Genomic DNA, 22865 nt, shown 5'->3' with positions numbered 1-22865 from the left:
CCGCCACACCGACCCCGACCTGACCCCGCGTACGAGGTGAACTGTCGAGGACGCAGCGAGTCGGGTCTGAGTGTGTGCCCAGGGGGTAACCGCCCTCTGGTTCGTCAGCTGCGAAGCAGACGGACCGAAGGGGTCCCCATCCAGCGCTGATACTTGATCGTCTGGTGGAACGGGCCGGACCGGCCGCGAGTGGTGTAGCAGGTGCCGTTGATGGAGGCCGCCGTCGTGCCGACCACATGGGCGAACATCCAGCCACGACGGGGGCGTCGGTCATCGAGGCTCCAGCTGCGGTGGCTGTCCTGTCCGACGCTGCCACCGGTGCGGCGGATGCAGCGACCGGCCGAACGGAGCGGTGAGCTGGCCTGACCGCCTCCACAGCTTCCGGAGCACCATCGGGCTGATACTGCAGCACGGGCGCGGGTAGATCGGGTGCATTGGCGAAAGACCCGACCCAGGTCGGGTACCGGGGGTAGTGCTTCATCACCTAGGTTTCGCCCAGCGCACGTTTCTTGGGTCACCGCCATCTCGGCAGCCACCTTGTGTCAGCGAGCGCACTCGTCGATCGCGCCCCCGCACACCAGGAGATGCCATGCGCCGATTTCTCCATTCAACTGTCGCCGCCGTCGCCGCGATGTCGCTGAGCCTGCTGCTGGCCCCCGCCGCCATCGCCGACACCGGAGGAGGAAACAGTGCCGCAGCCAAGATGTGCCAGGAGGGTGGGTACGCCAACTACCAGCGCAGTGACGGCACCACCTTCGCCAATGAGGGTGCCTGTACCAGCTATTCGGCTCGCGGCGGCATGCTGGTGCCGATCCAGGTGGAATCGGTCAACATCTCGTTCACTCCGACCTTCGACCCCAACTATTGCAACGTGATCGTCGTCTTGGAGAACTTCGCGCCGTCGACGACATACCCGGCGCAGCTCGTCGTGCTGGACAATGGCAACTCGTTCAACTTCACCCGATCGGTGATGACCGATGGCACTGGCTCCGCTGCCACCAAGGTCTTCAGCTATTTCAACCAGAACACTTCCGTCACCGCCACTGTCGATGGCCTCAGCAGCTCCAGTACGCCCATCGCCTGTTGAACGCGTCTCTCCACCCGCCGATTCTCAGAGATGAAGCCCCCCAGGTGACCATCGTGGGTCTAGCCCCGTCGGTCTCCCAACCCACCGCGCACACTTCCCGGCCATGCGCACATCGCCTGACATGTGCGCCGGCCGATTGATGGGCACGGCCGAGCTAAGTAGGGTGAACCGCGTGCCGGGAGAGGTCGAAAGCACGGGCCTGCTCGCAGACGTCCCCCTGTTCGCCGGACTGACCGCCGCCGTCCGCGCCGGGATCGAGGGGCGGGCCGACGTCGTCGATCTCGCGGGTGGCGACACGCTGTTCGAGGCTGGCGCCCCCTCCGATGGTCTCTACGTCGTCTGCACCGGTCGGCTCGAGGTGATCCGTGCCGGGGCGGTGGTGCGCGAGGTCGGCCGGGGCGGGTTCGTCGGGGAGCTGAGTCTGCTCACCGGGGCGGCCCGGGCCGCCACCGTGCGGGCCCGGCGCGACAGCCGCCTGCTGCACCTCTCGCCTGCGCAGTTCGACGCGTTGGTCACCGCGGAGCCGTCGGTCCTGCGGCAGGTCGCGGCCACCCTGGCCGGCTGGGTGGCCGACGGGGGTGACCCGGCGAGCTCTGGGCGCGCCGGGCGCACAGCCACGCTCGTGGCGGTCGTCGGCTCTGGCCGTGGGGCTCCGGTCGACGCGGTGGCCGCGGCGCTCGTGGTCGAGCTGGCCGAGCACCTGACGGTGGTCACGCCGGGCCGGGTCACGCCCGCCGAGCTCGAGCGCGCTGAGCTGGGTGCGGACCGGGTGGTGCTGAGCGCGGGCCCGGAGGACGGCCTGTGGCACGAGTTCTGCCTGCGCCAGGCCGATCGTGTCGTGCTCGTCGGTGACGCAAGGCATCCCCCGCCCGCGGTTGATGCCCTCACCGGTGCCGACCTCGTGCTGGTCGGGTCGCCGCCGGGGCGTGAGCGGCTCGTGCGGTGGGTGGGGGCGATCGAGCCGCGCCGGACCTACCAGCTCGATCCCGATCCGGCGGGGTGGGGACACGCGCTGGCCCCGCTCGCGCGGCGGATCGCCGGGCGGTCCGTGGGGTTGGTCCTGGCCGGGGGTGGCGCGAGAGCGTTCTGCCACCTCGGCGTGATCGAGGCGTTCGAGGCCGCCGGCATCGAGATCGACCGGGTCGCCGGCACCAGCCTCGGCGCGATCGTCGGCGCTGCCTATGCGGCCGGTTTGGGCGTTCCGGAGATGTACCAGACGTTCGTCGCCGAGTTCGTCCGGCGCCGCCCGCTCGGTGACTACACGGTGCCACGGGTGTCGCTCTCGCGCGGCCGCCGCGCGCTCGATGCCCTGGTCCGCGTGTACGGGGAGATGGTCATCGAGGAGCTCCCGCGCGAGTTCGCCTGCATCAGTGTGGATCTCTACCGCCGGGAGGCCGTCACTCATCGCCGGGGGCGGCTGGTGGACGCGGTGCGCGCGTCGATGTCGCTGCCGGTGGTGCTGCCGCCGTACTGGATCGGCGATCGACTGCACGTCGACGGCGCGTTGCTGGACAACCTGCCGGTCTCCTGCCTCGCGGCGGCCGGGGAGGGCCCGATCGTCGCGGTGAACATCACCAGCGGCGGTGGCGGGTCGGACCCGTCACGGATGCCGGCACTTGCCGAGACGCTGCAACGATCGATCCTGATGGCGGCGGCTCCCGCGGCAGCCGCCGCCGAGGCCGACGCCGACCTCGTGATCCGGCCGGACGTGCGCCGGGTCGGGCTGCTCGACTTCCACAGGCTGGACCACATGCGCGAGGCAGGCCGCGTTGCCGCGAGAGCGGCGCTCGAGGCGTACGACGGACGGCCCCACCGCGCGCTGCCGACGACCGGTACCTCTGCACGACAATGACCGGGTCACTAAACCCTGTTCGCCGCGTGGCTACGCGCACGACCAAGATTTCGATCTCTTGGTTCTGGTATTTCTTGCGTACAGCGGTTGCCTTCCTCGTGGTGCCTTGGCGATTCACCGAGTTTAACCGCACGGCAGGCCTCAGGTGTGGGACTCAGGTGGGGGTTCTCCCGACCGCGGACCCGACCTAGGTCGGGTCTTGTCCACTTCCCCTAGAAGCTTGCAGTCGGCATCTGCGACGATCGCCCCGCATGGCCAGACGGTTCACATCGGGAGGAGTTGAGATGGGCATCGACGGTGACTCGAACAGGGGTGGGCTGGAGGAGCCGGTCGCGGCGGCGCAGGACGCCGACGAGGCCGAGATCGAGGACCTGGAGGTCGCGGAGGACGCCGACGGAGTGCGCGGCGGCATGTCTGCACCCTTCCAGTGAGGTGGGCGATCCGAGTTCCGCGGTACTCCTCTGGGGCTCGGGCAAGGATTGCTCGTACGCCCTGTGGGTCCTGCGCCGGCGCGGCATCCGCGTCGGCGCACTGCTGACCGGCATCACCGACGGCCTCGGACGGACACCCGCAGGGGCGCGGCGGTCGGTGATGCGCCGGCAGGCCGAGTCGATCGGTCTGCCACTGATCGAGGTCGGGACGCCCCGTGGGTGTGACCGCGCCACGTTCGTCGGGCACCTCGGCACCGCGCTGGCCGATCCGTCGCTGAGCGAGCACGGCAGCATTGCGGCGGGCAATCTCATGGGCCCGTCGGACCCGATCGCCCGGCTCGTCTGCGACGGGCTTGAGGCGGCGACAGGGAAGCAGATGCTGATGCCGTTCTCCGGGATGGCGCCGCAGGAGTACGCGCGGTCGCTCGTCGCGAGCGGGTTCCGCGCGGTACTGACCGCGGTGGACACCGACGTCGTCGACGAGTCCTTCCTCGGCCGGGAGTACGACGCCGCGTTGCTCGACGATCTCCCCGTGGGTGTCGATCCGGGGCTGGAGCACCCCAGCTTCCAGACCTTCGCCTTCGACGGGCCCGTGTACCGCCATCCCGTCGCGTTCCGGCTCGGCAAGGTCGCGCGGTTCGCCGGCGTCGCCCACCGCGACGTGCAGGCGGCGTAATGCCCAGCACGTTTTCCGGACCGCCACCGGGCCACCTGACGCGGGGCGCGCTGCGCGTCGACGACGAGCAGTTCGACATCGCGGACGTCGTGCTCCTCGCGCTGGCCGAGGGGCGGTGGCAGCGGCTTGCGGTGTCCCTGGGGCGCGGGCTGGCGCTCGAACGCGAGCACGGGCGCGACGTCGCTCGGGAGCGTGTCGCGCAGCAGGTGACGCGGTTCCGCTACGAGCGACGGCTGATCGCGGGCAAGGACTTCCGGGAGTGGCTCGCGGCACGCGGACTGGTCCTGGCGGACGTGCACCGGCACTGCTTGCGGGGCATGCTGATCGCCGAGCACGGGCCCGACGGCAACCGCGTGACACCGGACCCTCGGGATGTCCACACGGAGGCGCTGGTGTCCGGTCTCACCGGCGAGACGGCGGCGCGGCTCGGTGACCTGGCGGCGATGGCGGCCGCCGTCGACCCGGTGGCCGGTCCGCCGGTGCAGGAGCTCGTAGCGGAGGCGGCCGCCGCGGGGCTGGAGGGTGACGACCTCACCTACCGCGCGAGCAGGGTGCTGCGCCTGCTGGCGGCCGAGCGCGCGTTCGTGGCGCACACGGCCACGCCGGACGCGGTCGCCCGCAGCATCGCCACGCACGGCGTCGACTGGCTGCGCGTGGAGTGCTCCGAGCTGCTGTTCCCGAGCGAGGGCGCCGCTCACGAGGCGCTGCTGTGCGTGCGCGCCGACGGCATGTCGCCCGCGTCGCTGGCCGGGTGGCTCGCCGTTGGCCTGCGCCGGTCGGCCCAGTTCGTCGGCGACGTCGGAGGCGCCCGGGCGGGCGTCCTCGCCTCGGTTCCGATCGGTGAGCCGGTCGGTCCGCTCGCGGGAGAGGAGGGATGGAGGGTGCTGGTCGTGGACCGCCGCGTCACCCCGGCCCGCGAGGATCCCGAACTGGCGCGGCGCGCGACCGCCGAGGTCGTCCGGACCGCCGTGGACCGGCTGCGGGCGGGACGGGTGCATGAGCTCGCCGCCCTCTGAGCTGCTCGAAGGGCTCGCCTTCCTGCGGGCGCTCCCGGACGACCTCGCGCCGGTGGTCCGCGACAGCTGCGAGCCGCGGACGTACGCCTTCGGCGACGCGGTGTTCCGCGCCGGCGACCCACCGGACGCCCTCTACATCGTCATCTCCGGCCGGGCGCGCGTGGTCGGCACGGCAGCGGACGGCGCCGAGGTCGCACTCAACCTGCTCGAAGCGGGCGACACGTTCGGCGAAGCGGGGGTGCTCGAGGGCGCGCCACGCTCGGCGACGATCCGCGCCTCGTCACCCGAGCTGGTGGTCCTGCGCCTCGACGGCGCACTCCTGCGCGCCGTCGCGCACCACCAGCCGGAGGTCCAGCAGCACTTCGCGGCCGTCACCCGGTCCAACGCAGTGGCGAACGCGCTGCACATGAGCGCGCTGTTCGCGGCGCTGCCGCGCTCGGTGCTCGCGCCGCTGATCGAGGGGGCCGACGAGGTCGAGGTGCAGGGCGGGGCGACGCTGTTCGAACGCGGCGACGTCACCACCGACGCATTCCTCGTACGTGCCGGACGACTCGCCGTGCACGTCGACGGAGATCCGCTGACGCTCGTTCCGGGCGACGTGGTCGGCGAGCGCGCGGTGCTGCTCGGCGAGCCACGCGGCGCCACGGTCACCGCGCTCGAGCCGGCTCGGCTGCTGCGGATCGACGGGGTGCGCCTGCGCGACGCGGTCGACGGGGATCCCGTCCTGCGGGCACGCATGGACGCGCGCCTGCGGCGCTACGACGAGCACCGCGCGCCGGAGGCCCCCGATCCCGCCGCACCGGGCACCACCGCCGACCCAGAGGCGGAGCTCGCGCGCGCGGCCGCGGCGGACGCAGACGTCCTCGAGCCCGTCGACGCTGTCCCGTTGCGCCGGCGCCGACGGTTCCCCATCGTCCGCCAGGTCGACCAGGCCGACTGCGGGGTCGCGTGCCTGGCCATGCTCTGCCGGTCCTTCGGCCACAACGTCTCTGTGAGCTTCATCCGCCAAGCCGCAGGGACATCGGTGGACGGCACGAGCCTGAGCGGCCTCAAGAGCGGCGGCGCTGCGGTGGGGATCGAACTGAAGCTGGTCAAGAGCTCACCCGACGACGTCGACCGGCTCCCGCTGCCGGCGGTGGTCCACTGGGAGGGGCGCCACTGGGTGGTCCTGTTCCGGATCGACGGCGACCGGGTGCGGCTGGCCGACCCTGCGGTCGGCCTGCGCACCGTCGACCGCGCGACGCTCGCGCAGGAGTGGTCGGGTTACGCGGCCCTCCCGACGCCCACGCACCGCCTGGCCGACGCGCCCCGTCAGCGCATCGATCTCAGCTGGCTGGCGCCGGTCCTCAGGCCGCTGCGGTGGACGTTCGCGCTGGCGATCGTGCTCGGCCTGGTCGGCTCGGCACTGCTGTTGGCGATCCCGGTCTTGACCGGGATCGTCTTCGACGAGGTGCTGACGGACCGCGACCGCGGATTGCTCCACCTCGGCGTACTGGGGATGCTCGTGGCACTCGGCCTCGGCGTGGGCGCGCTGATGCTCCAGCGGTTGGTGATCGCACGGCTGGCAATCCGCATCGACGCCGCGTCCCTGGACATCCTCACCGAACGGCTGTTCGCGCTCCCGCTCGCCTACTTCGCGCAGCGCACCTCGGTGGACATCGAGCGCCGCCTCTCCGGTGTCCAGCAGGTCCGCGAGATCGTCGTCAAGGAGGGGGCGATCGCGATCGCCTCGCTCTTGCAGGTCGTGGTGGTGCTCGCCGCCATGTTCACCTACTCGTGGGTGCTCGCGCTGGCCTTCCTCGGCGGGCTGCCCCTGTACGCCCTGCTGATGCGTTTCTCGAGCACTCGGGTGCGCCCTGCCTACGCCGAGCTCGAACACGCCTTCGCCCACCACGTCTTCCGCCAGATCGACGCGACGAAGGGCATCCAGACCGTGAAGGTGGTCGGTGCCGAGCGGGGCCTGCAACGGACGCTGGGCGAGGGCTTCGCGCACCTGCAGGGCCGGGTCTACGGCACCGACGTGACCGTGATGGTCTACGGCGCGCTGGTACAGGCCGCCACGATGGGCCTGTACGCGGTACTGCTGTGGATCGGCGCGCTCGAGGTCCTCGCCGGGCGTCTCTCGACCGGCGAGCTGGTCGCGGTAAACACCCTCGTCCTGCTGGCCACCCCGAACCTGCAGCTGCTGCTCGCATTCTGGGACCAGCTGCAGATCGCGGACGTCCTGCTCGGCCGGCTCCAGGACGTCTTCGACGCCGAGCCCGAGCGGCCGGAGAGCGCAGGAACGCGCCCCGTTCCGGCGCTCGGAGGACGCGTCAGCCTGCGCCGCGTCGGCTACGCGTACCCGACCCGCCCGGACCGGCCCGCGGTCGAGGACGTGACTCTCGACGTCGAGCCCGGAAGCACCGTCGCCCTCGTCGGCCGCTCCGGCTCGGGCAAGTCCACCCTGGCCAGGTGCATCGCCGGCCTGGTGCTCCCGACCGCCGGGACGATCGAGTTCGACGGGCTCGACCTGCGCGACCTCCGGCTGGACGACGTGCGCCGGCAGGTCGGGTTCGTGCTCCAGGACTCCTACCTGTTCAGCGACACGATCGCCCGCAACATCGCCCTGGGCGAGCGGGAACCCGACCTCGCCGCGGTCCGCGCCGCCGCCGAGATCGCCTACGCCGCCGAGTTCATCGAACGCCTCCCGCTCGGCTACGACACCCAGGTCGGCGAGGCGGGCACCGGGCTCTCCGGCGGGCAGGCGCAGCGCATCGCGATCGCCCGCGCCATCTACCGCCAGCCGCCCGTCGTGGTCCTCGACGAGGCGACGAGCGCTCTGGACCCGGAGGCGGAGCGGGCGGTGACCGAGAACATGGAGCGACTGCTGCGCGGTCGCACCGCCTTCGTGATCGCCCACCGGCTGTCGACCGTCCGCTCGGCCGACCTCGTCGCCGTGCTCGACGAAGGACGGCTGGTCGAGACGGGGACCCACGACGAACTGATGGCCCGCCGCGGCCTCTACTTCCACCTCGACGCGCAGCAACTCACCGGCTGACCGCCCGACCAGGCCTGCACGATCATCACTCGAACTGTGATCACCGGCGACGGCGGTCAGGACCAGAAGGCGTCGACCGCTTCCTGGTCGTCCGCAACCGCCCAGTACTCGCACCACCGGCCGTCCGGGGCCGGCCGCAGGGTCTGCGCCAGCAGGGTGTCCAGCACCCGGCCGTCGGCCCGTCGGGCGGTCACGCGCATGAGCACGCCGACGAGGTCGCTGCTGACCGTGACCGTCTGTGGGTGCAGACGAAGGCTGCCGGCGGTGATCGCGTCGGTCGATGCGAAGTAGTCGAACAACGCGTCGATGCCGGACAGGTCGCCGCTGGTGCGGTTGCTGCCCTGGACGTACCACACGACGTCGTCGGTGTAGAAGCGTCGGGTGCCGGCCCGGTCTCCGGCGTTGTGTTGCTCGGCCATCTCGTACACCGCCCGGACGTTGGCGTCCGCAGCCGAGTCTCCAGTCGCGTCCGGGTCTGTCGCACTGACAGCGCTGACCTGCTCGGCAGCGGTGGCCAGCCCGAGGCCCTCCCCGGACCGGACAGCGTTCTTCAGGCCGAGCAGGGGGTGGTCATTGCGGGCCTCCATATAGGCCTTCAGCGTGTCCATCCACATATGCGTGGTGCCCGCGTGATTGGAGACGACGACCGCGTCGTAATCCCGCTGCCGCATGGGCTTGACCATGTATTTCACGATCATCGCCCAGTGCGTCGCGTTGAGGGCAGCGTTCGCCTGGTATAGCCGGACACAATGGAGCAACCACGGGCGCGCCGCCATCAACGCCTCGGCCTCGGCAGGCTTCAGGTCGCACAGGTTATGGGTCTGCGCAGCGGACCGGATCCGCTCGTCGAGCGGCACCGCCTCACGGGCGCGGAGGACATCGCGCCGGCCCGGAGCGTCCAGCACATCGAACTGCTCCAACACGTGAGTGTCGTAATTCGGGATCGAGATCCCGAGCAGTTCGCCAAAGCATCCAGCGCCTGGGCGGAGGCATGCATCGCGTCCCCCTCGAACCTGCGGTAGTCGGCACACCATAGCGGCTCTTCGCGTTGAAGCGTCGTGCATCGGGGGGGGGTGAGCCCGGGGTCACCACGCGTGAAGGATCCCCGATTCTGCAGCTGCCGCAGCATGCCGGACGCCGGTTCGCCGAAGCGGTTGCCGAGTAGCCGGAGGTGGATGGTGCGCGTGCGTCGCTGCGGGATCGGTCGCCGACCCGTGATCCGGCCGGCCCGGCATCGGATCGCGCGTAGACATCAGGACTTCGCGGCTTGCCGGCGCAGTCTCGTCGACAGCACCTGGCCGATGTCGAAGACCAGCTCGCCGGCGATCTGTGGAGCGTCGCGTCGCAACTCTTCGAACCGCTCGGACGTGAGCTGCCGCACCCGGCAGTCGGTCCGGGCTCTCACGGTCGCGGATCGCGGCTGCCCGTCCAGGAACGACTGTTCGCCGAACACCGATCCGGTCTCTCCGATCGCCAACTGTCGGCGGCCGCCCGCTTCGTCGAGGGACACCTCGATCTCGCCGTCGCTGACGATGTACAGGGTCCGGTCCCCCCGGCCCCGCTGGACGATCCCGTCACCAGTCCGGTAGGACAGTTCCTCGGTGTGGGCGAAGAGCTGCTGGAGGTCCTCCTCCAACGCTCCGGCCAGGAACTCGTGTCGCTCCCGTTCGAGATCCGTCTCCGCTACGACCGACTCGTTGTCGGAGCCGTTGTCGTCGTCGAAGAAGTACATGCCGCCCTTGATCAGGCGCATGGCGACGAAGACCATCTGCGCCAACGGTCGCGGCACCATCGGGTACCCACCCTCGGCGATGCTCTGGAAGGTCTTGATCGCGCCCGGGTAGATGGTTACCTGCAACCCCTGGCCGACCGGGCAGAACATGAGCGCGGACTCCTCGAGCAGGTACGCGACAGCAGTGCCAAGGGCGCGCTCCCACGCTACGTCGTCCTCGTGCTCCGCCTTCTCGCCGCGCCCCAGGTAGACGTCGGCGAAGTCGCCGACGAGCTCCCGGAACGAGTCGTCGTGCTCGTACAACTCCAACAGCTCCGCATGATAGATCGGGAAGTCGGGTGACTTCTCCACCTCCGAGAGCGGCAGGAACTCGAACCGGCATTCCCCGGGATAGCTCTCCACGAGCTGGCGGTGCGTCTGGATGAACTCCGACCCCTTGTCCAGTGCCTGCCGGCGTGCCGCCTCCGCGGGGATGTCCGGGTTCGCGACCTGCACGGTGTACCGGTAGATGCTGTCGCCGACGAGCAACGCGCAGTGGTCGAAGTTCGCGCTGACCCAGCGCACGCACGCCTCGAACCGGGCACCTTCGGAGTTCTTGCTTCCCAGGCTGACGCCGAGCAGACAGGTACGGTGTTCGGTCGTGAGCGTGTCGGACAACCGGGCTGGGGCCACCTGCGCAACTGTCGCCCGGTACTTCCGCCCGAACAGGAGCGGTCCCAGCCTCTCGGCGGCGCCGCATCGAGCGCCTTGCGCTTGAGCACCGCCGCCAGCTGCTCCTGCTCCTGTCGGAGCTCCTGAAGCTCCATTCGCTGCCAGATCGCGACCGTGCTCTCGCTCATCCGGATCACCGCCGGCGGCACCCTGGCACAGCAGACCGTGCCTGCGCCAGCGTGTGCGTGACGTCAGGGACCGTCCGGGCGCGGCACCCGTCGCGGGTGGGTCGAACCGGCCGTCCGAATCAGTGGCGACGAGTTCGCGGCGCTCGGCGAAGAGGCTGTCGTCTGACATGATGGTCAGCTATGGCGCTTCCTACCGGTCCCGGTGTCGTCTTCCTCTTCACCGACATCGAGGGATCGACGCGCACCGAGCGCGCGGTCGGGTCGGCGGTGTGGGCCGAGGTGGTCGGCCGCCACGACGAGCTGATGCGGCGCGCGATCGAAGGGCACGGGGGGTCGGTCGTCAAGACCGAGGGTGACGCGTTCTTCGCGGCGTTTCCCCGAGCCGCAGAGGCGGTCGCGACAGCGGTCGACGCGCAGCGGGGGCTCGCGGCCGAGTCGTGGGCGGACGGTGCCGTGATTCGCGTCCGGATGGGGATCCACCTGGGCGAGGGGCGGCTGCGGGCGCGCCTTGCACCAGGCGACCCGGAGGACTACGTCGGGATCGACGTGAACTACTCGGCGCGCATTGCTACGGCCGCGAACGGGGGACAGATCGTGCTCTCGGCGCCGCTCGTCGACGCGCTGCCGGCCGAGCTCGCGCAGCTGCCGGGAATGGAGGATGTCACCGTCGTCCAGGACGGGCTCCGGGCGGTGAAGGACTTCGAGGAACCCGCTCCGCTGTTCCGGCTTGTCGTGCCAGGCGCCGCCGACGACGACCGACCGCTCCGCACGAGCGAGGTTCCCTCCAACCTGCCCGGTGACGTGACGAGCCTCGTCGGGCGCGAGACGGAGATCGAGCTCGTTCACCGCGACCTCGATGCGGCCCGGATCGTGACGCTGACGGGTCCGGGCGGCAGCGGCAAGACGCGACTTGCCGTTGCCGCTGCGCGCGATCTCCGCGACCGGTATCCGCACGGGGTGTGGCTCGTGGACCTCGCGGCGGTCACCGACGCCGGACTCGTCGAGCCCGTGATCGCCACGACCGTCGGCGTCCGCGAGTCGCCGGAGCACACGATGGCCGAGGCGCTGCGCGCTCACCTGCGTGACCGCACGGCGCTGCTCGTGCTCGACAACCTCGAGCAGCTGCTTCCCGCCGCCGCGGACGTCGTCGCCGGGCTGGTTCGATCCGCCCCGAACGTGCGCGTGCTCCTGACGAGCCGCGAGTTGCTCCGGATCGCCGGGGAGCGCGCGCACCACGTGCCGCCACTCGACCCGGACGAGGGGACCGCACTGTTCATCGATCGGGCCCGTGCACACCGACCGGACCTCGCGTTCACCGAGGACGCGCTCGCCGCGGTGCGCGCGATCGCCGAGCGGCTCGGCGGGCTGCCCCTCGCGCTGGAGCTCGCGGCGGCGCGCGTCCGGATGCTCACGCCGCGGCTCATCCTGGAGCGGCTAGGCCAGAGCCTGGATCTCGGCGGCGGTGCGCGTGACCTGCCGGAGCGCCAGCGGACACTGCGCGGCGCGATCGGGTGGAGCTACGAGTTGCTCCCCGATCCGGAGCGGCGCCTGTTCGGGCGCCTCGGCGTGTTCGCCAGCGGCTGGACGCTCGAGTCCGCCATGGCGGTCGCGGACCCAGACCAGGACCTCGGCATCGACGTCTTCGAGGGGATCGAGTCGCTGGCGGACAAGAGCCTGATCCGCATCGAGCCGGTCGCCGACTCGGATCCCTCGGCCGATGCGGGACCGCGATTCGGCCTGCATCCACTCCTGCGCGAGTTCGCTGTCGAGCGGCTCGACGAGGGTGGCGAGCGGCCGGTGGTCGAGGAGCGCTTCGTCGCGGAGTGCGTGCACATCGCCGAGGGCGCGGGCAAGGTGATTCGCGCGACCGCCGGTGAGGGCGCAATGGCGGTGCTCGATCGCGAGGAGCGCAACCTCCGGGCTGCGCTCGACTGGTCGGTCGCGCACGACGCGCCGACGCACGGCCTCCGCATCATGGGGGCGACGTGGCCGTGGTTCGAGGCCCGGGGTCGGCTCCGCGAGGCACTCTCGACGGTCACGCGGCTGCTCGAGCACCCCTCGCCCACGGATCCGCTCGTCCGGATCGCCGCGCTTGCCGCCGCGGGTGGCTCCGCGTACTGGATGCGGGACATCGCCGGCGCCCGGGCTGCCTACGAGGAGCGTCTCGCGCTCGCCCAGGAGTCGGGCGACCAGATTCTCACCGCTGACGCGCACTACGACCTCGGGTTCATCGGCATGGTGACGCAGGACGACGCGATGCTGCGCGATCACGAGGAGCGCGCGCTCGAGCTGTACACGGCGGCCGGTCACGACCAGGGCGCGATCCTGGCACGCGAGGCACTCGCCCTGACCCACTTCCTCGGCGGCGAGTACGCGGAGGCGAGCGAGCTCCAGACGCTGAACCTCGAGGTGTTCCAGCGCGCCGGCTCGCAGATGCAGGTCGCCAGCGCTTCGACGTTCCTGTCCGCCGCCGAGTGGTGCGCCGGGGACACCGAACACGGGTGGCATCGGTTGATCGGCGCCCTGTCGGTGTTCCACTCGATGGAACACCCGACGGGCCTGACCCGGACGATCTGTCTTGCTTCGATCATGTTGCTCTCGGGCGGATCGTCGGAACTCGGCGCGCACGCCGCCGGCGTGACCTACCGGCTGGCCCGGGAGAGGGGCCTGATGCTGGGCCCGGTGCACGTGCTCCACCTGCCGGAACCGTCTGCGCTCGCTGAGGCACGGTTCGGAGCCGAGCGTGCCGCCGAGCTCGTGACGCAGGGCGAAGCGATGACGACCGATCACCTGGTGGCAGCGCTCGCGACCTCGCCGCCGCCTGGCGCCCCGCTCCCCGCGATGCCGTCAGGCGGGGCTTAAGCACCGTCGAGGTGGGCAGCGAGCGTCTTCTCGCGAGAAACGATGATCTTGGGGGTCTCGGTCAGGCGTCGGTGGTGAGAGGGCCACGGTGTGTTCGCGGTCGGCGTCGTCGGGTTGGGGTGTAAACGCGCAGGATGTCCGGGCCGGCGTGCCCGACCAGGTCCGCGACCAGGACCGGGTCGACGCCGCGCGGATGAGTTGGGGTGGCGAAGGTGTGGTGCAGCGCGTGCGGCCCGAACCACCGCCCACCGAGAGCACCTCGGCTGCGCCCGGCCCGGCCCGGCGGCCCGCTGCGGGTCACGGCGGCATGCACGGCCGCGGCGGCTCCGTCACCGCGGTACACCGCTGGCCGGGCAGGTCCAGGGCTGGCTCATCGCGATCATGGCTGTGGTCGGGCCGACGTGCGGATGGGTGTGGGACTGCACCGGGCCTTCCGTGACGCGGGCTTGCCGCGCCCCTATCTGGAGTGACTGTGAGCGGTAAGCCGGGCAAGCGCGCCCTGTCGACGCTCGACGCCGACGGCGACCTACACGACATCGACATCGACCCGGGCCGGGTATCTCGACCGTGGACTCGTGCCCGCGCAGGGGAACTGTTCGAGGTGGACTGGCAGGCCCGGCAGTGCGCACTCGAATTGCCGATCGTCCGATTGGACGGTGTGTACGCCGGGGCGAAAGATCGGTGTGCACTGACACGCGCCGTCGCCACCTCGGTTGAAGCCGGAACCATCCGGGTGATCAGCCTCGAAGCCTGGTTGCTTCGCGACACGCTGGGGGTGGGTCTGCGCGGCGGGCTCCGCGCACCGGGAGTGCGATGAGCCGCTGGCGTTTCGTACTCGCCGACTGGTTCGACCCGCATCTCGGAGCGGCGCAGGTTCGAACTGCAAGCGGTAATGTCAAGTGCCGGGTTTGATGGAGGCTGAGTTCTCACGCTCCGGCGGGTTGCCGGGCGGGGGTCTGGGCCGCGTGTAGGGCCTCGTACTCGACGGGTGGGATCAGCCCGAGTTCGCCGTGCAGGCGGCGGTGGTTGTACCAGTCGATGTACTCGGCGACGGCGAGTTCGAGATCGTTGAGGCCGCCCCAGGGTCCTCTTTTTCGGACGAGCTCGGCCTTGAACAGCGAGTTGAACGCCTCGGCCATCGCATTATCGTAGGAATCGCCGACCGATCCGACGGACGCGACCGCGTCGACCTCGGAGAGCCGTTCCGTGTAGCGGATGGCGACGTATTGAACTCCGCGGTCGGAGTGGTGTACTAATTGTGACAGGTCGTCACCGGCGTGCCGGCGGGTCCAGATCCCCCTGTTCAACGCATCGAGTGCGAGGTCGGTGTAGAGGTTGGTCGCCAGCTGCCAGCCCACGATCCGTCTCGAGAACACGTCCAGCACGAATGACGCGTACACCCACCCGGAAAAGGTCTTGACGTAGGTGATGTCGGCCACCCATAGGCGGTTCGGTGCTGGTGCGGTGAACGCGCGCTCGACCAGGTCCGGGCGCAGGTCCGGGCCGGTGGCGCGGATGGTGGTGCGGGGCGTCTTGACTCGTGACACACCGCGCAGACCAGCGGCTTTCATCAGCCTGGCCACGGTGCACCGGGCGATCGGCCGCCCGTCCACCCCGCCCTCGCGTCCAAGCTGAGCCCATACTTTCCGGACACCGTACACGCCGTAGTTCTCCCGATGCACTCGCTCGATCTCACAGGTCGTGTCGGCGTCGGTGACCGACCGCCGGGACGGCGGCCGTGTTTTCGACGCATAATAGGTACTCGGGGCGATCGGGACAGCGGCGTCCTTCAATACCGCACAGATCGGCTCGACCCCGAACTCTTCCCGGTTCTTGTCGATGTAGTCGATGACTACCGGAAGGGGCGGTCGAGCTCCGCGATGCTCCTATGTCAAGCCGCCGCCGTGAGCGCCGCTGCGGACGCCGCGTCGTCGCTGTGCTGAGGGACGCATGCCTTTGCGTGTTCGTCGGCGCGTAGTGCGGCGAACGCGGCGTCGGAGAGCCGTCGGCGGAGCAGCCGGATCGCCTCGGTGCGGGTCTTGCCGCGGGCGAGGAGCTTGTCGATGTAGTCGCGGCCGGGACCGATCCCGCGGGCCTGGGTCACGGCGATCATGTGCAGGGCGCAGTTGGCGGTGCGGTTCCCGCCGCGGTTGAGCCGGACCTTGCCGGCGGTGTTGCCCGACCACACCGGGATCGGGGCGGTGCCGGTGAACCGCGCGTAGGCGTCCTTGGACCGGAACCGGGACGCGCCGGCGGTCTCGGCGAACAAGGTCGCCGCGCCGAGGACTCCGCATCCGGGCAGCGCCAGCAACCGCGGCGCCAGTCGGTGCATGAGCTCGCGCAGCTCGCGTTCGAGCTGGTTGATCTGCACGGTCAGCTCGCGGCAGCGCGCGACCTGCTCGCGAGCCAGCCTCGCCAGGACTCCACGGTGGCCGGCCAGGGTCTCGACGAGTGCGTCCAGGACACAGAAGCGACGCAGGCCGCGGCTCGGGACGTTCAGGGTCGGGTCGAGTTCGTGCAGGTGCCAGCGCAGACGGCTCTGGATACGGGTGCGCTCGGCGACCAGGTCGCGGCGATGATCGACCAACAGCCGCACCTCGCGGGCCGGGCCGTCGAGCTCAGCGACGGGCAGGTCGTCGTGGCGCAACGCGGCCATCGCGACGGCCTGCGCGTCGATCGGGTCGGACTTGCCCGGCTCCCGGCCGCCACGGCGGGCACCGGCCATCAGCCGGGTCGGCACCCGCACCACCCGCTGCCCGACGCCGAGCAGGTCACGCTCCAGGCGTCGGGTCAGGTGTCGGCAGTCCTCGAGTGCGAAGCAGACCTCGTCCCACTGCACGGCCCACTCGACCAACCGTAGATGCCCCGCGGTGGTGGCCGGCACGGTCAGCTCGCCGAGCCGGCGCCCGACCGCGTCGAGCGCGACAACGGTGTGGGTGCGCTTGTGTGAATCAGCACCGATCATGATCAGGGGGACTCCAAGGGGACGCGGACCGGGGGAACGTCGCACCGTCCGGGAGCGGGCACGCCTCAGTAGGGCCGAGCGCACGCTCCTATCAAGCCACACACCCCGGACGGTCCGAGCGCCCGGCAGGGCCGCACATCGCCGAGAAGCCACGGCCTCTGCCGGGCAGCGAAGAAACGAGCGAACCCCGCCGGACAGTGATCATCGTGGCACTGACGCGAAGAAAGCCGATGCTGACTTCAGGATAGCGTTCGCTCGCCGCAGTTCCCGAACTTCACGTTCCAGCTCGGCGACCCGAGCGGCCTGATCGGTGGTCGTTCCCGGCGCCGTGCCCGCGTCGATCTCGGCCTGTTTCACCCAGCCCCGCAGGGTTTCCGGGTTGATCCCCAACTGCTCACCGATCCGCTTGCACAGGTTCTTACCGCCGTTGCCCGGCTCGGTCTTCGCGTCGAGCACGAGCCGGACCGCTCGTTCCCGCAGCTCGTCGGGGTACTTCCGTGGCGCCGCCATCGTTCCGTGCTCCTCCTGGCTTGATGGTCTCCATCAAACCCGGCGCGCGACACCGCGACGGCACCACCACCTCAGGGCGGGCCAGTAGTCGGGCGATCTCGTGGACGAGGCGGTACGCACCCCACCCGGGGTGCTCCCGACGGATCTCACACACCCACGCTTCCATCTCCGCAGTGGTCTGGTGCGGGCACGTCCGCGGGCGGTGCGAGCGGTCGACCAGCCCGGCCAGCCCGTCCGCGGCATACCGGGCGCACCAGGAGTGCACCGACTGGCGCGAGACCCCGAACTGGGCGGCGACGTCGGTCTTCGTCTCACCGCGCTGCACAGCCAGCACGGCGCGGTAGCGCTGCTCGACAACGGTCATGTCCACCAGGGCCAATCCCGGCCTCCCACCCATGCCGTCCACCAGGACGACACGTAGGAAAGCCGATCAGGCCCGAGCGTCAAGCATCAGGTGAGACCGCAACGTCAAGCATCAACCGGGACCGGACAGTGGCCTAAGCGTCGCGATCATGTGAATGACGTTCTCACGTTATAGGTCGGCGGCGCGTCTTCGGTGCGAGATCGAGCGGATAGGAGACGACGATGGAGATCGACAAGAACGCCGCCCGGTGCTGGCACACGGTGGTGCCCACAGCACTCGGTGAGCTGACCCTCGTGCGTGATGCGGACGCCTTGCAAGGCCTGTACTTCCCCCACCACTGGTACATGCCGAATCCCGCAACGTTCGGCGCTCTCCGTGGCGACGGGTTCGATGAGGCCGTCGGCCAGCTCGGCGAGTACCTGGACGGGCAGCGTCGCGAGTTCGACCTGGCGCTGGGCCCGCGCGGCCCCGAGTTCCATCAGCGGGTGTGGGACCTCGTGCGGCAGGTCCCCTACGGCGACACGGTGACCTACGGCGCCTTAGCTCGCCGTCTCGGCCGTGAGGTGACCGCGCAGCAGGTCGGCGCCGCCGTCGGCCGGAACCCGCTGTGCGTCTTCGTGCCTTGTCACCGGATTGTCGGAGCAGGAGGGAAGCTGACCGGCTACGCCGGGGGCCTGGCGCGCAAGCGCTTCCTGCTGGATCTGGAGCAGCCCGCCCGCCTGACGCTGGATCTGCCGGTCGCGAGCTTCGGGTCGGATGCTCATCGATCACGCGATCCCCAGCGCTCCGTGGCTTCCCGGTGAGCACCGAGCCGGGTTCGACGGCCCAGGTGATGCGGATGGACTCCGAGACCAAGGAGTGGCTGCTCGCGGCGGCGCGGCGGGCCGAGCGGCGCTATCCCGGAGCGGTCGGCGAGCTGCTGAGCCAGGAACTGCTGTCCTGGATGGTGTTCGGTCACCAGCTGGGCAGCGATCTGATCATGCGGGTCGCTGATGACTTGCTCCTCGAGGAGCCGCAGCCGCCCTGACCGCGCGGTGACGTGCTGCCCGGTCTGGCGGTGGCCTGGCCTGCAGTGGGAAGAATTCGGGTCATCCGATCTCACGATCCCGGTGTGAGGGGCGTCTACCTGTCGTGACGAGCAAAGAGCCGTTCGAAACCGTTGTCGCGGTGCACGGGGCCACGGTGCTACGCGTGTGCCGCGCCGTGCTGGGGCCGGGCGACGTCGACGACGCCTGGTCGGAGACGTTCCTGTCGGCGATGCGGGCCTACCCGGATCTACCGGCCGACGCGAACGTCGAGGCGTGGCTGGTCACGATCGCGCACCGCAAGGCCATCGACGTCGTCCGCGCCGCAGGACGTCGGGCGATCCCGACCGAGCAGATTCCCGACACCGCCGCCACGCCGGCACTCGACGGACCCGATCCCGGCTTAGTCGAGGCGGTGACGCGGCTGCCCGCCAAACAGCGCCACGCCGTCGTCTACCACTACGTGGCCGGTCTGCCGCACGTCGAGGTAGCCGCCATCCTCGGTGGCAGCACCGACGCCGCGCGGCGCGCCGCCGCCGACGGCATCGCCACCCTTCGCCGTACGTACCCACCCATCACCGCCAGGAAAGGGGAGAACCGATGAGCATCCACGACGACCTGCCCCGCCACCTGGCGCAGGCCTACCCCGACACCCCAGACGAGTTGCGCCGGCTGCGCGAGCGCCTGGCCGACGCGGCGCAGACCGAAGGCATCCTCGACGTCGCCTACCGCACCGTCGACACCCCGGTCGGGCCGTTGCTGCTCGCCGCGACCGAGCAGGGGCTGGTCCGGGTCGCCTACCTCGCCGAGGATCACGACGCGGTCCTGCAGACCCTGGCCGAGCGCATCAGCCCCCGCATCCTGCACGCCCCCGCCCGCCTCGACACCACCGCACGGGAGCTGGAGGAGTACTTCACCGGCGCGCGCCACACGTTCGACGTCCCACTGGACTGGCGGCTCTCGGCCGGCTTCCGGGCCGCCGTGCTGCACCGGCTGCCCGACATCGGCTACGGGCATACCGCCAGCTACGCCGCCGTGGCCGCGTTGGCCGGCAACCCCAAGGCCGTGCGCGCCGTCGGCACCGCCTGCGCCACCAACCCCCTACCGGTCGTCGTGCCGTGCCACCGGGTGGTGCGCTCCGACGGGTCCATGGGCGGCTACCTCGGCGGCATCGAGGCCAAACGCACCCTGCTCACCCTGGAGACCGCCGCATGACTAGCACCCGCACACCCGCCGCTGCCGGGCCGTGGGCCGACCGTGTCGACGCGGTCGACTGGGCGGGCGTCCGCGGCGAGCTCGACAGCTACGGCTGCGCGCTGACCGGCCCACTTCTCTCGCCTGGCGAGGCTGCGGACATCGCAGCGCTCTACCCCGAGGTCTCCCGGTTCCGCTCCACGGTCGACATGGCCCGTTACCGCTTCGGCGAGGGCCAGTACCGCTACTTCGCCGAACCGTTCCCCGACCCGGTCGTCGCCCTCAAGCAGGCGCTGTATCCGCGACTGCTGCCGATCGCACGAGACTGGTGGGCCCGACTGGGCCGCGAGGCCCCGTGGCCCGACACCCTCGACGAGTGGCTGGCCATGTGCCACGCCGCCGGCCAGACCCGATCCACCCCGATCCTGCTCCGCTATGGCCCCGGTGACTGGAACGCGCTGCACCGCGACCTGTACGGCGAGCTGGTCTTCCCCCTGCAGGTCGTGATCAACCTCAACGATCCCGGCGTCGACCACACCGGCGGCGAGTTCCTGGTCTACGAACAGCGCCCGCGGGCCCAGTCCCGCGCCACCGCCACTCTCATCCCGCACGGCCACGGGCTGGTGTTCACCACCCGCGACCGACCCGTCCGCTCGGCGCGCGGCTGGTCGGCCGCACCCGTCCGACATGGCGTGTCGGTGATCCGGTCCGGCCGGCGGTTCACCCTCGGACTCGTCTTCCACGACGCCACCTGATGCCCACAGCACACCCCGATCCGGGAGAACCGGCACCGCAGCGCGCTCCCTATGTCCTGCTCGGCACCAACCGACGCCCCTACCCCAGCTCAACACCCGGCCGGTTCGGCGGGCACCGCAGGAACAGGATCTACGGACGGCTCGACTGCCGCGCCGCACTGGCCGCGATCAGCACGGGCGGCTACGTGGCTCATCGGGTGTTCTTCGCCGACGAACCCACCGCCGTCGCCGCCGGCTACCGGCCCTGCGCGGTGTGCCTGCCCGAGGCCTACCAAGCCTGGAAGGCCCGATGAAGATTCGCCCGCTCGACACCACCCGGCGCGGACCGGCCTCTTCTCGACGGTGGCCGTCGAGTTCGCCGCGGATCCCCGATCACACGCTCACCCGCTACCCGTCCGCTGTGACACCTCCCCTGCCGCACACCGACGCGGAGCTCGCCCGCCTGCTGAGGATGTTGCGCCAGGCCGGCGCCGACACCATCGCCATCGGCCACGGCCGCGCCCCCACTTCGGTCGCCGCGGCCGGAGCGCTGCAAGTTGCATGGACCGCTACGGGAGGCACCGTGCTGAGCATCGTCGACTGGCCCGCGGTGGCCGCGTCCTGGCTCCGCCCGGCCCGGCGTCTCACCGCCGGCCACCCCGATGCGTGGGTCATCGCCGACACCGTCGCCGGAAGCGCCCAGGTCGTCCGCAGGCTGGCCGAGCAACCGAACTGGGCCGCCGCCCGCACCGTCGGCTTCGCCGCCCTGGCCAGCCCTGATCTCGTCGCCCTCGCCACCCCCACCTCCCTGGCCGGGATGACCGGCGCCGCGGCCACCGGCGAGACGTGGCGAATCGGACCGGACCACATCGTCGTCACCGACAAGCCGGACCGCTCTCGATGACTCCGTTCGGGCCGGACCTCCCGCCCCGTGAGCGGCGCACCCTCGCACCCGAGGCCATCCCCTTGCCGGTTGGCCGGACACCGCCTGCCAACGACGGTTGATCCCAGCCTTCCAATCCTCGTCAACCGGGCTGGTCCCGATCAGGGCGGCGTCCCTGCCCGCATCGGCACGCATGACCGTCCGAACCGTCTGTCTGGGCCGGCATTGGGCATGCCGCTGGGTGATCTTCCACGAAGTCATGGCGCGGCGCGGAATGGGCCAGCATGAGGACGAGACCATAGCCGACTCAGTCGTATCGCTCAGCATCGGCTACATCGCCGGTTTGGTTCGGACACCCACACAACCGAGTCGACCTCATACCGGTTTTGCCCTGATCTCCGGGACGCCTTCGCCTTCGGCGCGATTCCGACTTCGCCCAACACGGCGTTCCCACGACCTGCGCCGAAGCCGACGGCCCCGCATGCGGACTCGACCACGGACGTACAAACATCACGACGCAAGCCACCGGCTTTCCCGAAATCGACCCCAAAAATCTGCGGGTCCGACTCACATCGCTAGCTCGATGCGCGTCTACCCGGTGAGGCCCTCGAACGGGGGCATCGACCAGTCAGACGCCAGGAAAGGGATTACTCCATGTCAGTCGAAGAGAACAAGGCCGTGGTCGGACGCTGGTTCAGCGAGTTCTGGGGCAAGGACTTCAACCCCGCCGTCATCGACGAACTCGCCGCGCCCGACATCCGCTTCGAGTACTCCCTGCACGCCCCCTGCCGGGGCCGCGACCAGGTCCGAGCGTTCGCCATCGCATTCCGCACGGCGTTCCCCGACCTCAACTTCTGGGGCACCGCCGACCTCATCGCCGAGGGCGACTACGTCGTGGGCCAGTGGGAAGGCGGCGGCACCCACACCGGCGCCGCGTTCGACGACTGGCCCATCGGCGAACTGCCCGCCAACACGGGCAAGACCATGCGCTTCACCGGCACCACCATCCTCAAGGTCGAGAACGGCCAGATCACCGCGGAGATCGGCCTCGACGACGGCGTCGCTGCGCTCCAGCAACTCGGCATGATCCCCACCCAGTAGCCGATCGCAGGTGCGCCAGAGACCTGATTCCGGGGCACGGCCGCGGCCCAGCCGTGCCCCGGAATCGGGTTCTCATTTCAGCCAGGAAGCGGCGGACAACACTGTGACCAGCCGAAGGAGTTAGAACGTGAAGGCTACGGTAGCGATATCCACGACGACGGGATCCGAGATCTTGACCGTCAGCGTGGACGATTACGACCCATTCGTCATTCTCGCGATCCGGGATGCCACCTTACAGTTGACACGTGACGAATGCCGGAAGGTATCCGACGCACTGCGAGCGGCAGCAATGCGGGAACCGTACGAGACCGCGCCCTATCTATTCGGATAGCTCGCGACGAGCATGCCCTTCGCAAGACAGGTACGTCTTCCTGAACCCCTGAGCGATGCGCCATTGCCGCTACATGGAGGAGAATTCCGTGACCGACTCCGACACTCGCCCGACGATCATCAAGTTCGTCGAAGCGGTGAACCGGGCTGTCTGCAAACCCATGGACTTGGGGACTCTTGAGCCTGGATCCACCGCCGCGGTTCGCGTGACCCGCTAGTTGATC

The 22865-nt window shown here is 70.3% G+C and carries 23 protein-coding genes and 1 other annotated feature; of the genes, 17 read left to right on the top strand and 6 right to left on the bottom strand.

The window, feature by feature from the left end; translation table 11 throughout:
• The first annotated feature begins 589 nt into the window (after nucleotides 1-589).
• The 6 genes from BGP03_RS00600 (at nucleotide 590) to BGP03_RS00575 (ending at nucleotide 8102) form a co-directional block, all read left to right on the top strand.
• Nucleotides 590-1087 carry a hypothetical protein gene (locus BGP03_RS00600; protein ID WP_298799909.1) on the top strand — a complete coding sequence of 166 codons (498 nt, stop codon included), beginning with the start codon at nucleotides 590-592 and terminating at the stop codon, nucleotides 1085-1087.
• A gap of 103 nt (nucleotides 1088-1190) precedes the next feature.
• Nucleotides 1191-2939, top strand: a complete 1749-nt coding sequence (locus tag BGP03_RS00595) for a patatin-like phospholipase family protein (RefSeq protein ID WP_298799908.1) — start codon at nucleotides 1191-1193, stop codon at nucleotides 2937-2939.
• A 284-nt stretch (nucleotides 2940-3223) separates the two neighbouring features.
• The gene (locus tag BGP03_RS00590) at nucleotides 3224-3370 is read left to right on the top strand and encodes a hypothetical protein (protein ID WP_298799907.1); all 147 of its coding nucleotides are present in this window, start codon (nucleotides 3224-3226) and stop codon (nucleotides 3368-3370) included.
• A gap of 1 nt (nucleotide 3371) precedes the next feature.
• Nucleotides 3372-4046 carry a hypothetical protein gene (locus BGP03_RS00585; protein ID WP_298799906.1) on the top strand — a complete coding sequence of 225 codons (675 nt, stop codon included), beginning with the start codon at nucleotides 3372-3374 and terminating at the stop codon, nucleotides 4044-4046.
• Complete coding sequence (locus BGP03_RS00580) at nucleotides 4046-5062, top strand: hypothetical protein (RefSeq protein ID WP_298799905.1); 1017 nt, start codon at nucleotides 4046-4048, stop codon at nucleotides 5060-5062. The genes BGP03_RS00585 and BGP03_RS00580 overlap by 1 nt, the downstream gene beginning before the upstream one ends.
• Nucleotides 5043-8102, top strand: a complete 3060-nt coding sequence (locus tag BGP03_RS00575; protein WP_298799904.1) for a peptidase domain-containing ABC transporter — start codon at nucleotides 5043-5045, stop codon at nucleotides 8100-8102. The genes BGP03_RS00580 and BGP03_RS00575 overlap by 20 nt, the downstream gene beginning before the upstream one ends.
• A 56-nt stretch (nucleotides 8103-8158) precedes the next feature.
• Here the strand turns inward: BGP03_RS00575 and BGP03_RS00570 are convergent, their stop codons facing one another.
• Both BGP03_RS00570 and BGP03_RS00565 read right to left on the bottom strand, forming a co-directional pair.
• Nucleotides 8159-9025, bottom strand: coding sequence for a nuclear transport factor 2 family protein (locus BGP03_RS00570; protein ID WP_298799903.1), 867 nt, complete (start codon nucleotides 9023-9025; stop codon nucleotides 8159-8161).
• A 329-nt stretch (nucleotides 9026-9354) separates the two neighbouring features.
• Nucleotides 9355-10842 (bottom strand): tRNA-dependent cyclodipeptide synthase, encoded by a 1488-nt coding sequence (locus BGP03_RS00565; RefSeq protein ID WP_298799902.1) that lies wholly within the window; start codon nucleotides 10840-10842, stop codon nucleotides 9355-9357.
• Between the two features lie 11 nt (nucleotides 10843-10853).
• Here BGP03_RS00565 and BGP03_RS00560 point away from each other — a divergent pair, with 11 nt between their 5' ends.
• Nucleotides 10854-13535 (top strand): adenylate/guanylate cyclase domain-containing protein, encoded by a 2682-nt coding sequence (locus BGP03_RS00560; protein WP_299735009.1) that lies wholly within the window; start codon nucleotides 10854-10856, stop codon nucleotides 13533-13535.
• A 472-nt stretch (nucleotides 13536-14007) separates the two neighbouring features.
• Entirely contained in the window at nucleotides 14008-14352 is a 345-nt protein-coding gene (locus BGP03_RS00555; protein ID WP_298799901.1) for a hypothetical protein, read from the top strand.
• A gap of 109 nt (nucleotides 14353-14461) precedes the next feature.
• On the opposite strand, the gene BGP03_RS00550 is transcribed toward BGP03_RS00555, so the two are convergent.
• From BGP03_RS00550 to BGP03_RS00535, 4 genes are all read right to left on the bottom strand, one after another.
• Nucleotides 14462-15376 carry an IS3 family transposase gene (locus BGP03_RS00550; protein WP_298799916.1) on the bottom strand — a complete coding sequence of 305 codons (915 nt, stop codon included), beginning with the start codon at nucleotides 15374-15376 and terminating at the stop codon, nucleotides 14462-14464.
• Nucleotides 15299-15420: a sequence feature (AL1L pseudoknot), on the bottom strand. (Overlaps the previous gene by 78 nt.)
• 6 nt (nucleotides 15421-15426) lie before the next feature.
• Nucleotides 15427-16500 carry an IS110 family transposase gene (locus tag BGP03_RS00545; RefSeq protein WP_298799900.1) on the bottom strand — a complete coding sequence of 358 codons (1074 nt, stop codon included), beginning with the start codon at nucleotides 16498-16500 and terminating at the stop codon, nucleotides 15427-15429.
• A 201-nt stretch (nucleotides 16501-16701) separates the two neighbouring features.
• Entirely contained in the window at nucleotides 16702-17010 is a 309-nt protein-coding gene (locus BGP03_RS00540; RefSeq protein ID WP_298799899.1) for a transposase, read from the bottom strand.
• A complete protein-coding gene (locus BGP03_RS00535; RefSeq protein WP_298799898.1) occupies nucleotides 16919-17374 on the bottom strand; it encodes a leucine zipper domain-containing protein in 456 nt (151 codons plus the stop codon). Before BGP03_RS00535 ends, BGP03_RS00540 begins: the two co-directional genes overlap by 92 nt.
• A 221-nt stretch (nucleotides 17375-17595) precedes the next feature.
• Here BGP03_RS00535 and BGP03_RS00530 point away from each other — a divergent pair, with 221 nt between their 5' ends.
• The 9 genes from BGP03_RS00530 (at nucleotide 17596) to BGP03_RS00490 (ending at nucleotide 22859) form a co-directional block, all read left to right on the top strand.
• The gene (locus BGP03_RS00530; RefSeq protein WP_298799897.1) at nucleotides 17596-18177 is read left to right on the top strand and encodes a methylated-DNA--[protein]-cysteine S-methyltransferase; all 582 of its coding nucleotides are present in this window, start codon (nucleotides 17596-17598) and stop codon (nucleotides 18175-18177) included.
• A 35-nt stretch (nucleotides 18178-18212) separates the two neighbouring features.
• Nucleotides 18213-18401 (top strand): hypothetical protein, encoded by a 189-nt coding sequence (locus BGP03_RS00525; protein WP_298799896.1) that lies wholly within the window; start codon nucleotides 18213-18215, stop codon nucleotides 18399-18401.
• A gap of 104 nt (nucleotides 18402-18505) precedes the next feature.
• On the top strand, nucleotides 18506-19003 hold the full coding sequence (locus BGP03_RS00520; RefSeq protein WP_298799895.1) for an RNA polymerase sigma factor: 498 nt from the start codon (nucleotides 18506-18508) through the stop codon (nucleotides 19001-19003).
• Entirely contained in the window at nucleotides 19000-19614 is a 615-nt protein-coding gene (locus BGP03_RS00515; RefSeq protein ID WP_298799894.1) for a methylated-DNA--[protein]-cysteine S-methyltransferase, read from the top strand. The genes BGP03_RS00520 and BGP03_RS00515 overlap by 4 nt, the downstream gene beginning before the upstream one ends.
• Nucleotides 19611-20348: a 2OG-Fe(II) oxygenase gene (locus BGP03_RS00510; RefSeq protein ID WP_298799893.1), complete on the top strand. Its 738-nt coding sequence runs from the start codon at nucleotides 19611-19613 to the stop codon at nucleotides 20346-20348. Before BGP03_RS00515 ends, BGP03_RS00510 begins: the two co-directional genes overlap by 4 nt.
• Nucleotides 20348-20641, top strand: a complete 294-nt coding sequence (locus BGP03_RS00505; protein ID WP_298799892.1) for an Ada metal-binding domain-containing protein — start codon at nucleotides 20348-20350, stop codon at nucleotides 20639-20641. The genes BGP03_RS00510 and BGP03_RS00505 overlap by 1 nt, the downstream gene beginning before the upstream one ends.
• Before the next feature lie 107 nt (nucleotides 20642-20748).
• Entirely contained in the window at nucleotides 20749-21231 is a 483-nt protein-coding gene (locus BGP03_RS00500) for a hypothetical protein (protein WP_298799891.1), read from the top strand.
• A 633-nt stretch (nucleotides 21232-21864) separates the two neighbouring features.
• Nucleotides 21865-22311, top strand: coding sequence for an ester cyclase (locus BGP03_RS00495; protein ID WP_298799890.1), 447 nt, complete (start codon nucleotides 21865-21867; stop codon nucleotides 22309-22311).
• A gap of 419 nt (nucleotides 22312-22730) precedes the next feature.
• On the top strand, nucleotides 22731-22859 hold the full coding sequence (locus BGP03_RS00490; RefSeq protein ID WP_299735001.1) for a hypothetical protein: 129 nt from the start codon (nucleotides 22731-22733) through the stop codon (nucleotides 22857-22859).
• Nucleotides 22860-22865 lie beyond the last annotated feature (6 nt).

The sequence above is a fragment of the Pseudonocardia sp. 73-21 genome, from assembly GCF_001899645.1.
Lineage (GTDB): Bacteria > Actinomycetota > Actinomycetes > Mycobacteriales > Pseudonocardiaceae > Pseudonocardia.
This window is presented reverse-complemented; position numbering and strand designations above follow the sequence as displayed.

Excerpts from the sequence above, each read along its gene's own strand:
- BGP03_RS00525 (WP_298799896.1), top strand. The coding sequence starts at position 18,213 with ATGGACTCCGAGACCAAGGAGTGGCTGCTCGCGGCGGCGCGGCGGGCC.
- BGP03_RS00515 (WP_298799894.1), top strand. The coding sequence starts at position 19,000 with ATGAGCATCCACGACGACCTGCCCCGCCACCTGGCGCAGGCCTACCCC.
- BGP03_RS00510 (WP_298799893.1), top strand. The coding sequence starts at position 19,611 with ATGACTAGCACCCGCACACCCGCCGCTGCCGGGCCGTGGGCCGACCGT.
- BGP03_RS00580 (WP_298799905.1), top strand. The coding sequence starts at position 4,046 with ATGCCCAGCACGTTTTCCGGACCGCCACCGGGCCACCTGACGCGGGGC.
- BGP03_RS00545 (WP_298799900.1), bottom strand. The coding sequence starts at position 16,500 with ATGATCGGTGCTGATTCACACAAGCGCACCCACACCGTTGTCGCGCTC.
- BGP03_RS00600 (WP_298799909.1), top strand. The coding sequence starts at position 590 with ATGCGCCGATTTCTCCATTCAACTGTCGCCGCCGTCGCCGCGATGTCG.
- BGP03_RS00590 (WP_298799907.1), top strand. The coding sequence starts at position 3,224 with ATGGGCATCGACGGTGACTCGAACAGGGGTGGGCTGGAGGAGCCGGTC.
- BGP03_RS00565 (WP_298799902.1), bottom strand. The coding sequence starts at position 10,842 with ATGTCAGACGACAGCCTCTTCGCCGAGCGCCGCGAACTCGTCGCCACT.
- BGP03_RS00505 (WP_298799892.1), top strand. The coding sequence starts at position 20,348 with ATGCCCACAGCACACCCCGATCCGGGAGAACCGGCACCGCAGCGCGCT.
- BGP03_RS00495 (WP_298799890.1), top strand. The coding sequence starts at position 21,865 with ATGTCAGTCGAAGAGAACAAGGCCGTGGTCGGACGCTGGTTCAGCGAG.
- BGP03_RS00540 (WP_298799899.1), bottom strand. The coding sequence starts at position 17,010 with ATGGCGGCGCCACGGAAGTACCCCGACGAGCTGCGGGAACGAGCGGTC.
- BGP03_RS00530 (WP_298799897.1), top strand. The coding sequence starts at position 17,596 with ATGGAGATCGACAAGAACGCCGCCCGGTGCTGGCACACGGTGGTGCCC.
- BGP03_RS00575 (WP_298799904.1), top strand. The coding sequence starts at position 5,043 with ATGAGCTCGCCGCCCTCTGAGCTGCTCGAAGGGCTCGCCTTCCTGCGG.
- BGP03_RS00595 (WP_298799908.1), top strand. The coding sequence starts at position 1,191 with ATGCGCACATCGCCTGACATGTGCGCCGGCCGATTGATGGGCACGGCC.
- BGP03_RS00535 (WP_298799898.1), bottom strand. The coding sequence starts at position 17,374 with ATGACCGTTGTCGAGCAGCGCTACCGCGCCGTGCTGGCTGTGCAGCGC.
- BGP03_RS00560 (WP_299735009.1), top strand. The coding sequence starts at position 10,854 with ATGGCGCTTCCTACCGGTCCCGGTGTCGTCTTCCTCTTCACCGACATC.